The sequence below is a fragment of the Phenylobacterium sp. genome, assembly GCF_036264965.1.
Taxonomy (GTDB): domain Bacteria; phylum Pseudomonadota; class Alphaproteobacteria; order Caulobacterales; family Caulobacteraceae; genus Phenylobacterium.
In genome coordinates, this window is sequence record NZ_DATAPY010000131.1 from 21,339 (window position 1) to 32,361 (window position 11,023).

Annotated in this window: 11 protein-coding genes and 1 tRNA gene; 7 read left to right on the top strand and 5 right to left on the bottom strand. The window is 70.4% G+C overall.

Annotated elements, in window-relative coordinates:
- The first annotated feature begins 35 nt into the window (after positions 1 to 35).
- From VHS75_RS17675 to VHS75_RS17690, 4 genes are read left to right on the top strand one after another with little or no spacing between them, the layout of a single operon-like run.
- Positions 36 to 761 carry a cell division ATP-binding protein FtsE gene (locus tag VHS75_RS17675; RefSeq protein WP_329639933.1) on the top strand — a complete coding sequence of 242 codons (726 nt, stop codon included), beginning with the start codon at positions 36 to 38 and terminating at the stop codon, positions 759 to 761.
- Positions 758 to 1,651, top strand: a complete 894-nt coding sequence (locus tag VHS75_RS17680) for an ABC transporter permease (protein ID WP_329639934.1) — start codon at positions 758 to 760, stop codon at positions 1,649 to 1,651. The genes VHS75_RS17675 and VHS75_RS17680 overlap by 4 nt, the downstream gene beginning before the upstream one ends.
- Positions 1,648 to 2,274: a YdcF family protein gene (locus tag VHS75_RS17685; RefSeq protein WP_329639935.1), complete on the top strand. Its 627-nt coding sequence runs from the start codon at positions 1,648 to 1,650 to the stop codon at positions 2,272 to 2,274. The genes VHS75_RS17680 and VHS75_RS17685 overlap by 4 nt, the downstream gene beginning before the upstream one ends.
- 2 nt (positions 2,275 to 2,276) lie before the next feature.
- Positions 2,277 to 2,984, top strand: a complete 708-nt coding sequence (locus tag VHS75_RS17690) for a lysophospholipid acyltransferase family protein (RefSeq protein WP_329639936.1) — start codon at positions 2,277 to 2,279, stop codon at positions 2,982 to 2,984.
- 131 nt (positions 2,985 to 3,115) lie between these two features.
- Here VHS75_RS17690 and VHS75_RS17695 read toward each other — a convergent pair whose 3' ends face one another.
- Positions 3,116 to 3,652: a gamma-glutamylcyclotransferase gene (locus VHS75_RS17695; protein WP_329639937.1), complete on the bottom strand. Its 537-nt coding sequence runs from the start codon at positions 3,650 to 3,652 to the stop codon at positions 3,116 to 3,118.
- Positions 3,653 to 3,677: 25 nt separating this feature from the next.
- Between VHS75_RS17695 and VHS75_RS17700 the strand changes: the two genes are divergently transcribed.
- Complete coding sequence (locus VHS75_RS17700) at positions 3,678 to 4,721, top strand: DUF2125 domain-containing protein (RefSeq protein WP_329639938.1); 1,044 nt, start codon at positions 3,678 to 3,680, stop codon at positions 4,719 to 4,721.
- A 20-nt stretch (positions 4,722 to 4,741) separates the two neighbouring features.
- Here VHS75_RS17700 and VHS75_RS17705 read toward each other — a convergent pair.
- Positions 4,742 to 4,818 (bottom strand) — tRNA-Met (locus VHS75_RS17705).
- A 255-nt stretch (positions 4,819 to 5,073) separates the two neighbouring features.
- Positions 5,074 to 5,811 (bottom strand): PEPxxWA-CTERM sorting domain-containing protein, encoded by a 738-nt coding sequence (locus VHS75_RS17710; protein ID WP_329639939.1) that lies wholly within the window; start codon positions 5,809 to 5,811, stop codon positions 5,074 to 5,076.
- Positions 5,812 to 6,053: 242 nt separating this feature from the next.
- On the opposite strand from VHS75_RS17710, the gene VHS75_RS17715 reads away from it, so the two are divergent.
- Both VHS75_RS17715 and asnB read left to right on the top strand, forming a co-directional pair.
- Complete coding sequence (locus VHS75_RS17715; protein WP_329639940.1) at positions 6,054 to 7,082, top strand: glycosyltransferase; 1,029 nt, start codon at positions 6,054 to 6,056, stop codon at positions 7,080 to 7,082.
- Positions 7,083 to 8,858, top strand: coding sequence for an asparagine synthase (glutamine-hydrolyzing) (gene asnB, locus VHS75_RS17720; RefSeq protein ID WP_329639941.1), 1,776 nt, complete (start codon positions 7,083 to 7,085; stop codon positions 8,856 to 8,858).
- A 120-nt stretch (positions 8,859 to 8,978) separates the two neighbouring features.
- Here asnB and VHS75_RS17725 read toward each other — a convergent pair whose 3' ends face one another.
- Positions 8,979 to 9,923 carry an NAD(P)H-dependent flavin oxidoreductase gene (locus VHS75_RS17725; RefSeq protein WP_329639942.1) on the bottom strand — a complete coding sequence of 315 codons (945 nt, stop codon included), beginning with the start codon at positions 9,921 to 9,923 and terminating at the stop codon, positions 8,979 to 8,981.
- A 175-nt stretch (positions 9,924 to 10,098) separates the two neighbouring features.
- Positions 10,099 to 11,023: M1 family aminopeptidase (locus VHS75_RS17735; RefSeq protein ID WP_329639943.1), on the bottom strand; the 925-nt coding region annotated here is incomplete at its 5' end.

The following is an 11,023-nucleotide window of genomic DNA, read 5'->3' on the forward strand; positions in this document are numbered from 1 at the left end:
AGCCTCTCCATCCGAGGTCGCCGATTTCGGTCTCCATGTCCAGAAACCCCGTTGCCGCCGCGGCAGGCAAATTCCCCGAAGACGTTGTCCGCTTTGACGATGTCTCCATGCGCTATGGCCGGGGACCGGACGTCCTCACCAACCTGAACTTCGGCCTGGCGCCGGGGTCGTTCCATTTCGTCACCGGCCCTTCCGGCGCCGGCAAGAGCTCGCTGCTGAAGCTGATCTACCTTGCCGCCCAGCCGTCGAAGGGGCTGGTCCATCTGTTCGGCCGCGACGTGGCCAATGCGCCCGCCAGCGCCAAGCCGCAGCTTCGCCGCCGCATCGGGGTGGTGTTCCAGGACCTGGTGCTGCTCGACCACCTGTCGACCTTCGACAACGCCGCCCTGCCCCTGCGCATCGCCGGCCGCAAGCCCGCCGACTACCGCAACGACGTCGCCGAGCTGCTCACCTGGGTGGGCCTGGGCCAGCGGATGCACGCCATGCCCGCCACCCTGGCCGGCGGCGAGCGCCAGCGGTTGGCCATCGCGCGCGCCGTGGTCAATCGGCCCGACATCCTCCTGGCCGACGAGCCCACCGGCAACGTCGACCACGACATGGCCGTGCGCATCTTCCGTCTGTTCGTGGAGCTGAATCGGCTGGGCACCACGGTGCTGATCGCCACCCACGACCAGGACCTGATCGCCCGCTCGGGCCGCCCGGTCCTGCTGCTGGAGAACGGCCGCATCAGCCCGAAGCCCGCGCAGGGGCCGCTCCCGTGAGCGAGATCTTCGACGTCCAGCATTGGAAACCCGCGCCGTTCCTCCCGGAGAAGGAGACCCGCGACGGGGCGCTGATCTTCGTGGTGGCGGTGTTCTGCTTCCTGGCCTGCCTGACCGCCATGGGGGTGCTCGCCGCCGACCGCGCCGCCGCCGGCTGGACCGGCCAGCTGACCGGCGAGGCGACGGTGATCGTGCGCCCGCGCGGCGGCGAGACCCCCGACGCCGCCGCCGCCCGCGCCGCCGAGGCCCTGTCCGGCGTGACCGGCGTGACGGAGGCCCGCGCGCTGGAGCCCGCCAAGGCCTATGACCTGATCCGCCCCTGGCTGGGCGACGTCAGCGACATCGAGGACCTGCCGGTGCCCAGGCTCGTGGCCGTGACCCTCGACGGCCACCATCCCGCCACGGCCAAACAGCTGGGCGCGGCGCTGGCCAGTCAGAACGTCGACGCCACGGTCGACGACCACTCCATCTGGATCAAGGACATCCGCCGCGCCGGCGGCCTGGTGCGCGCCTTAGGCGTCGGCGTCTTCCTGCTGATCGCCGCCGCCGCCGGCGCGGTGATCGCCTTCGCCACCCGCGCGGGCCTCGCCGCCCGCCGCGACGTGGTCGAGGTGCTGCACCTGGCCGGCGCCGAGGACGGCTTCATCGCGCGCCTGTTCCAGGTGCGGTTCGCTCAGACGGCGGGCTACGCCGGCCTGCTGGGCGCCATCGCCGCCATGGTGGTGGGCGCGGCCTTGCGGATCGCCGGCGGCGGCGAGGGCCTGACGCCGGCCCTGCCGCTGGCCTGGAGCGACCTGCTGGCCGTCGTCCCCTGCCCGCTGCTGGCCGCCCTGGTGGCCGCCGTCGCGGCGCAGCTGACCGCCGTCGGCTTCATCCGGGCCATGCCGTGAGGACGCTGGCCGCCCTCATGGTGCTGGCGCTGATCTGGACCGCCGGCCTCTTCGCCTTCGCCGCGCGCGTACAGCAGTCGACCGCACAGCAGCCGGAGCCGGCTCCCGCCGACGGCGTCGTGGCGCTCACCGGGGCCAACTCCAACGAACGCATCGCCGCAGCGGTCCAGCTGCTGGCCGAGCACCGCGGGCGCCGCGTCCTGGTCTCCGGCGTCAACCGCGAGGTCACCCGCGAGCAGCTGCGCACCGCCACCGGCGCGGTGCGCCGGCTCTACGACTGCTGCGTGGACTTAGGCTTCACCGCCGCCGACACCGTCGGCAATGCGCGGGAGACCGCCGAGTGGGCGCGGACCATGCGTTACCGCAGCCTGACCGTCGTCACCTCCGACTACCACATGCCCCGCGCCATGCTGGAGCTGCGGGCCGTGCTGCGCAGGCCGGACTTCGCGCTGCAGACCTACGCCACGCCCACAGCCGCCCTGCAGGCCCGGGCGTGGTGGCGCTCGCCCGGCGCTGCGCGCTTGCTGGCGGTGGAGTATTGCAAGTATCTGGCGATCCTCGGCCGCGAGGCGGTGCTGGGCCTCGGCCCGCGCGCCACGCCTGCGGCGCCTCAGAAGGGCTGATCTTGCTCCTCGTCCGATCCCTCCTCTTCACGGCCCTGTTCTATCTGTGGTCGGTCTTCTGGGTGCTGCTGATCGTGCCCCTGGTGGTGTTCCCGAGGATCTGGATGATCCGCTCGTGGAAGATCTGGTCGCTGGGCGTGATGCTGCTGCTGCGGGTGGTCTGCAACATCCGCGTCGAGTTCCGCGGCCAGCAGTACATCCCCCGCGGCCACGCCCTGATCGCGCCCAAGCATCAGTGCATGTTCGACGTCTTCGCCCAGTTCGTGGTGCTGCCGAACAGCTGCTTCGTCACCAAGCAGGAGCTGATGTGGATTCCGTTCTTCGGCTGGTACGCGGCAAAGGGGCGGATGATCGTCGTCGACCGCGCGGGCCAGGCCGCAGCCCTGCGCAAGATGGTCGCCGACGCCAAGGACCGCTTCGCCGACGGGCGTCAGCTGGTGATCTTCCCGGAAGGCCACCGCGGCGAGCCCGGCGTGGCCGGCGACTACAAGCCCGGCATCGCCGCCCTCTACCGCGAGCTGGAGGTGGCGGTGACGCCGATGGCCACCAACGCCGGCGTCCACTGGCCCGCGCACGGCGTCCTACGCCACCCGGGCGTCATCGTCTACGAGTACCTGGAGCCCATCCCGCCCGGCCTGAAACGCGCCGAGTTCATGCGCGTCCTGCAGGACCGCATCGAGACCGCGTCGAACAAGCTGCTGACGCTCTGATCTTCATCCCTCCTCTTTAGGGGAGGGTGGCGAGGCGAAGCCGAGACGGGTGGGGGAGTCGCGTTCAAATGCAGACTCAGCGCTCTGGCCCACACTTCCCCACCCTGGCCGCTTCGCGGCCTATCCCTTCCCTAAAGAGGAGGGATGATGCCCTCCACCAACCCCAGAAGCCGCTGCATCGACCGGTCGACGATCCCCTCCTGGCCCAGGTGCTCCACCAGGTCGCGCAGGTAGTCGACGTTGCGCCCCGACAGCCCCGTCGCGCCGGCGATCAGCTGCGCCTGCCGCTTCAGGCTGAGCGCGCCGGCCCACTGCGGGTGATGCGCGTCCGACAGGAAGACCAGGCACTCCACCCGCCGCCCGTCGGCCAGCCGCACAAAGCGCCGCGCCTCGATATAGGTCTCGGTCGGCTGCTCGCGCTCCATCAGATAGGCGTAGACGCTCGCCCAATCGGCCGGGGCGATCCGGTAGGCCGCGCCGCGCACCGATCCGCCCGGCGCCAGGCCCAGCACCAGCCCGGGCCGCGCATAGGTGCCCCGATGATGCACCGAGTAGATGCAGAACGCCCGCCGACGCCCCGCCAGCGTCGCGGGGGCCCTTTCAACGAAGGCAAAGCCCGGCCGCCACATCAAAGACCCGTAGCCGAAGACCCAAAGCTCGTCGGACATCCCACACCGCGGCTATAGAGAGGCCATGTCTCTGCCCGATCCCTCGCCCGCCCGCAAACCCCGCCGCCTCGGCCTGTGGCTGCCCTTCGTCGCGCTCGGCCTGTTGGTCGCCCTCTGGAGCGGCGCCTGGGTTTGGGCCCGCGGCCAGGCCGCCAGCCGCATGGACGCCGCCGTCGCCGCCCTTGGCCAGGCCGGCTACCACCTCGCCTGGAAGGACCGCCAGATCGGCGGCTACCCTTTCCGCCTGGACGTGACCCTCACCGAGTTCAGCGGCCGCGAGCCCTCCGGCTGGGGTCTCGACGCGCCGCGCCTGGAAGCCGAGGCCTATATGCACGCCCTCGGCAACTGGGTGATCGCCGCGCCCGCCGGCCTCAGCTTCGTGCGCCCCATCGGCGGGCCGGTGGCGGTGAAGGGCGACCTGCTCCACGCCAGCCTGACCCACCTGGCCGCGCGGCCGCCCAGCTTCTCCTTCGAAGGCGTCAAGCTCACCTTCACCCCGCAGCCCGGCGCCCAGCCCTTCGCGCTCACCACCGCCGACCGCGTCGAGTTCCATCTGCGCGCCGGCCCGGACGATGAGGGCGGCGTCTTCGCCCGGCTGGACGGCGGCAAGGCCCGGCTCAGCGGCCTCTTCGCCCGCGTGGCCGGCGACAAGCCGATCGGCATCGTCTGGAACTCCACCCTGTCGAAAATGAGCGCCTTCCAGGGCCGCGACTGGCCCAGCGCCGTGCGCCACTGGGCCGACGCCGGCGGGCGGATGACCGTGCGCGACGCCGGGATCACCGCCGGCGACGCGGTGCTGGGCGTCCGCACGGGCACGCTGGGCGTCGCCAGCGACGGCCGGCTCTCCGGCTCGCTCCCCGTCACCCTGCGCCAGGCTCCGCGCGCCCTGGACGCCATGGGCGCCGAGGGCGTGGTCGACCAGGGCGCCGCGCAATCCGCCACCGCCGTGGTCCAAGCCCGCCAGGCCGGCGGCGACACCGCCCAGGCGACCCTCGACTTCCAGGCCGGACGCACCACACTGGGCCCCGTCGCCCTGGGCGCCGCGCCGAAGGTCTACGATGCACGCTGAGGAGATCGTCGCGCCAGGGGTGGTGGCTGGGGGCGGGATCGAACCGCCGACCTGTGGGTTATGAATCCACCGCTCTAACCATCTGAGCTACCCAGCCGCGCGGACGCGGGTCCCCGAGCGCGAGGCGCGGTTTATAGGGTCTCGACCTTTCCGCTTCAAGCGCCTTGCGGGCAGACGCTTCGGGCAGGTCAAGGAGCGGCCTCTGGCCGCCATGGACTTAGGGCGCGGCCTGTTCAGATGTGCCTGGAACGTCGGCGAGACGAGCGTCTGGACCAACGTCCGCTATCGGGGGGAGCAAACACGACACCGGTAGATCCGAACGCCAGCAGCGCGTCGAACTCAGCCAACATGCCTAGGCTGCGACCGCAGAGCGGCGGCGGCGCAGCGCCGCCCCGGCCAGGCCGAAGCCCGCGATCATCAGCGCCCAGCTGGCGGGCTCGGGGACGCCGCCAGTCACGTCGACGCTCACGTTGTCGAGCAGCGGGCCGACGCCATCGGTGCTGAAGCTGCGGAAATGAGCCTTGATCGTCCCGGCATCCGTGGCGGTGAAGCTGACGGTATGGGTCGTCCACGGGTCATTGAACGGGAGTGGGAAGCCGGTTCCGAACAGGTCGATGCCCGTTGAAATGACGATAGGACCGACGTCCTGGCCGTCGAGCGTCACGTCGTTGATCGTCTCGCCAATGTTGGAGAACAAGAAGCCGGCTTCGTATTCGTCGTCAGTGGCGCACACCGAGCAGTCGTGGTGGTTGCCGGCGATGTCATAGGTGAGCGTGACTAGGCTGCCGACGCCGTAGCTGATGCTGTTGCTCATCTCGAACTCGGAGCCGCCGCCGCCGCGCCCGTCGAGACCGACGCAGCCGCCCGAGCCGCCGTCGCATGGCGCGCCTTCGTTAAGGGTGACGGCGCCGCTGAGAACGGTCCAGTTGGCGAAGCCCGTGTAGGGGTTCGCGGCGACGCCACCGTTCTCGCTGTTGAAATTGTCGCTGAACACTTGGGTGGCCTGGGCGGCGCCTGCGCCGAGGGCCATTGCGGCGAGGGCGGCGGCAGCGAGCGCTGCGGCGCGCAGACGCGGGGTCTCGCGGATCATCTGGGGTCCTCCGGTCAGGCCGCGCGAGGGAGTCGGCGGGTGACGGAAGGGACGCTAGGTGTGCGGCCCGCACCGGCACAAGCGCTCGCACCCAGCATGAGAACTCCTCCCCTGGGCATTGAAAAGCTCGCGGCGGGTGCGAGGCCTTGGCGCTTGCCAGGCGTGGTCCTCAAACGGGCCGAAAGATCCCCACCGCCTCCCCTTCTATCCGGTCATCCGACCCGCTACGTTCCCGCCTACACATGAGCGTGCTGCACCTTCTGGGAACGTCGGGCGACGGCGGGGCCGAGACCTACTTCGTCGACCTCGTCACGGCGCTGAAGCGCGCCGGGGTAGGCGAGGCCGCGGCCATACGCAAACATGCCGGCCGCGAGGCCGCGCTGAAGGCTGTCGGTGTGCCGGTGAAAACCCTCGGCTTCGGCGGGCCGATCGACATCCTCACGAAGACCGCCGCGGCCGGTTACGCCCGGCTGCAAGGCTCCAAGCTGCTGCTCGCCTGGATGAACCGCGCGGCGCGGCATTCGCCGAAGGGGCCGTGGGCGCGGATCGGGCGGCTGGGCGGCTACTACAACCTCAAATACTACGCCGGCTTCGAGGAGCTGGTGGCCAACACCGAGGACATCGCCGAGTGGATCGTGGGCCAGGGCTGGCCGGCGGGCCGGGTGCGCTGCATCCCCAACTTCGCCGCCGCGCCGGCGAATGGCGCGGGGCTGGACCGCGCGACCCTCGACACCCCGGCTGGCGCACCGCTGCTGCTCGGCATGGGCCGGCTGCACGATTCCAAGGCCCACGACGTCAGCCTGCAGGCCCTGGCCGAACTTCCGGACGCCTGGCTGTGGATCGCCGGCGTCGGGCCCCTGGAGGCCAAGCTGAAGGCCATGGCTCAGGCGCTGGGCGTCGAGGACCGCGTGCGCTTCCTGGGCTGGCGCACCGATCCCTCAGCGCTCTACCGGGCCGCCGACATCTGCGTCTTCCCCTCCCGCTACGAGCCGCTGGGCAATGTGGTGATCCAGGCCTGGGCGCACGGCCTGCCGGTGATCGCCGCCGCCAGCCAGGGCCCCCAGGCGCTGATCGAGGACGGGCGCGACGGCCTGCTGGTCCCCATCGATGACGCCCACGCCCTGGCCGACGGCGTGCGCCAGCTCCTGGCGGCGCCGGACCGGGCCGCGAAGCTGGCCGAGCGCGGCCTCGGCCGGGTGGCGGCGGAGTTCTCCGAGGCCGCGGTGATCGGCCAGTGGAAGACCCTCTTCTCCGACTACGGAGCGCTCTGAATGTGCGGCATCGCGGGCCAGGTCGGAGGCGCGGACGCGCGCGCCGCCGAGATGATCGCGGCGCTGACCCACCGCGGCCCCGACGGCATCCGCATCGAGGCCATGGCCGGCGTGGCGGTCGCCCACGCGCGCCTCTCGATCATCGATCTGGAAGGCGGCTGGCAGCCGCTGCACGCCGCCGGTTCGACGGTGATCGGCAACGGTGAGATCTATAACTATGTCGAGCTAACGCGCGATCATCAGCTTACCGACGTTCTGACCACCGGCTCCGATTTCGAACCCCTGCTGCACCTCTACGCCCGCGAAGGCGAGGCGGCGTTCCAGCGCCTGCGCGGCATGTACGCGCTGTGCTTCATCGGCGGCGATGGCCGCACCTGGCTGGCCCGCGACCCCTTCGGTATCAAGCCGCTCTACATCATGGAACACGACGGCGGCCTGGCCTTCGCCTCGGAGCCGCGCGCCTTCCTCAAGGCCGGCCTGATGCAGACCGTCCTCGACCCCGAGCCGGCCCGCGAACTCCTGTCGTTCAACTACACCCTCGGCGCCCGCACCCTCTTCCAGGGCCTCCGCCGCCTCGCCCCCGGCGAGGTGGTCGAGGTCCGCGACGGGCGAATCGTCAGCAACTGGCGGCAGCCCTGGCTCCCCAAAACCCCGCTCATCCCGGCGGAAGCCGGGACCCAAGCCGAGTCCCGGGATGAAGCGCGGATCGAGCCAACGCGCCAGCGCCCCATGGGTCCCCGCCTTCGCGGGGATGAGCGGGGGTTGTTGGAGGAGCTGGATCGGGTCCTCGAAGACTCCGTCCGTGTGCACCAGCGCTCCGACGTGCCCTACGGCCTGTTTCTCTCCAGCGGCATCGACTCCGCCGCCATCGCCACCCTGATGGCGCGCTTGAACGAGCGCCCGGTCACCGCCTTCACCTGCGGTTTCGACGCCCCCGGCGCGGCGGATGAACGGGCCCAGGCCGAGAAGGTGGCCCGCGCGCTCAACCTCGACTGGCGCGAGACGACCTTCGGAGAGGCCGACTTCTGGCGGATCGCGCCTGAGGTCGTCTGGGCGCTGGACGACCCCACCGCCGACTACGCGACGCTCCCCACCTACAAGCTGGCCGAGGCCGCCAAGGGCACGCTCACCGTCGTGCTCACCGGGGAGGGCGGCGACGAGCTGTTCGGCGGCTACGGCCGCTATCGCCGCGCGCTGCGCCCCGCCTGGCTGGGCGGCCGCCCCGCCGAGCCCCGCGGCGCCGATCCCGCAGCCCTCGCCCGCTGGCGCGCCGAGGCCAAGGCCCCGCCGGGCTTGACCCGCCTGCAGCAGGCCCAGTGGGCCGACATCGCCACCTGGCTGCCCAACGATCTGCTGCTCAAGCTCGACCGCTGCCTGATGGCCCACGGCCTGGAGGGCCGCACGCCCTTCCTGGACCGCGAGGTCGCCGCCTTCGCCTTCCCGCTCGCCGACAATTTCAAAGTCCGCGGCCGCTACGGCAAATGGCTGTTGCGCAAATGGCTGGAACGCACCTGCCCCGCCGCCGAGCCCTGGGCCCGCAAGCAGGGCTTCACCGTCCCTGTCGAAGCCTGGATCGCGCCGAGAGCCGCCGATATCGCCCAGCGGATCGGGAAAATCGACGCCGTCTGCCAGGTCCAGCCCGACGTCGCCGAAGCCTTCAAAGCCGGCGGAGACGGCGTCCGCTGGCCCCTCCTCTTCTTCGCCCTCTGGTCCCGCATCCACCTGGAAGGCGCGAGCCCGGCGGAGGCGTTGGTGAGCGTGGTGGGGGCTATCTAAGATCAAAAAAGCGCCGTCATCCCGGACGGCTGAAAGCCGATCCGGGACCCAGGGCCGCCGCACAGCTTGAACTCCTGGGTCCCGGCTCTCCGCTTCGCTGCGGCCGGGATGACGGGCTATTTATGCGGGGACTTGGCCATAGCGGGCCCCGATCTCGGCCACCGTCGCCTCGAACTCCTCCACCGTCTCCCTGATGATCTGGGCCACCGGCTTCACGCTGTCGATCCGCCCGGCGACCTGACCGGAGAGCGCGATCGACGCCTCCATGTCACCGCCGAAGTAGAGGTCGAGCGCGCGGCTGAACTCGCCCATGATGTTCTCGGGCGGGGTCTTTTCGTACTCGGTGGTCTTCTCGGTGCGCAGCGCCCGCAGCGCCGGGCCGGGGCCGAAGCGGTTCAGGAACACCGTGTCGGTCTCCCTGGCGCCGACGATCATGTCCTTCCAGTTCTGGTGCACCGGGCTCTCGGCGGCCGAAACCATGCGGGTGCCCATCTGCACGCCCTCGGCGCCCAGGGCGAAGGCCGCGGCCATGGTGCGCCCGTCGACGATGCCGCCGGCGGCGATCACCGGCACGCCGACCTTGGAGCAGACCAGGGGCAGGAGGACCATGGTCGCCACGTCGCGGGAATTCTTGAACCCGCCACCCTCGCCGCCCTCGACCACCAGGCCGTCGACGCCGGCTTCGATGGCCTTCATGGCCGCCGCCAGCGACGGGACCACGTGGAACACCGTCAGGCCCTTGCCCTTCAGCGCCTCGCAATAGCGGTTGGGATCGCCGGCCGAGGTGGTGACGAACTTGACGCCCTGGTCGGCGACGAACTGCACGATGTCCGGGTCGCGCACGAAGGCCTGGGCGACGTTGATGCCCCACGGCTTGTCCGTGAGGGTCTGCATCTTCTTGACCTCTTCCCGCACCTCGTCGAGGCGCCCGGACGAGGTCTCGATCACGCCCAGGCCGCCGGCGTTGGAGACCGCCGAGGCCAGCTGCGCCCGGGCGATCCAGCCCATCGGCGCCTGGACGATCGGGTACTGCACGCCCAGCAGCTCGGTGATGCGGTTCTTCATTTTGGACTCCGCTCATGACCTAAAAATTCCCGTCATCCCGGACGGCCTGAAAGGCCGAGCCGGGACCCAAGAGCAACCGCACCGCCTGAACCCCTGGGTCCCGGCTCTCCGCTTCGCTGCGGCCGGGATGACGATGTTGGGGGTTCGAGAGAGTAAAGTTTCAACCTCGGCGGCCCTACTGCGGTTTGAAGCTGTTATTCGAGCGGTCGGCGTCGGGCAGGCGGTGATCCGGGTCGATGGTCGCCTCGGCCACCGCGCCGCCGCCCTCGACGGTGAAGGTGTGGGTCCCGGTCTGCATCCAGGTCTCCACCGGCACGCGGATGTCGCGCTTCTTGCCGTCCTTGTAGGTCACCCGCAGCGTCGCCGGCAGCACCAGCTGGCCGAGGTTCTGCACCGTCACCTGCGCGCCCTTGCCGGGATCACCGTCGACGTAGGTCACCGAGGTCACCGCCATGTCGTGCGACCAGTTGTTCAGGAAATAGCCGCGCCAGAAGTACGACAGGTCCTCGCCGCCGGCGCTCTCCATCTCACGGAAGAAGTCGCTGGGCTTGGGATGCTTGAAGGCCCAGTCGGCGACGTACTTGCGGAACGCCGGATCGAACCGCTCCGGGCCCAGGATGTCCTCGCGCAGCAGGGTCAGGCCGAAGGCGGCTTTGAAGTAGGTCACCGGATGACGGTACTTCTCGCGCACGGTGTCGGCGCGGCTCAGGATCACCGGCGCCTCGGGGTCCTTGATAAGCTCGGCGATCTGGTCGGCAGGCGTGCCCGTCGCTGACGGCGCATATTCCCCGTCGCGCTTGGGCCCGTACACGCCGCCCTGGAAGTCATCGCTCTCGTAGACGTCGATGAAGGTGTTGAAGCCCTCGTCCATCCAGGCGTCGCGGCGCTCGTCGCTGCCGACCATCATCGGGAACCACGAGTGGCCGATCTCGTGCGCCGAGATGAAGAACAGGGTCTTGGCCTTGTCGTCGATGCCGTCGAAGACGATGCCGGGATATTCCATGCCCGCCGCCGGGCCGGCGACGTTGATCGCGGCCGGCCAGGGATAAGGATAATATTTGGCCGAATAACGTTCGACCGCGTCCTTCATATATTCGGTC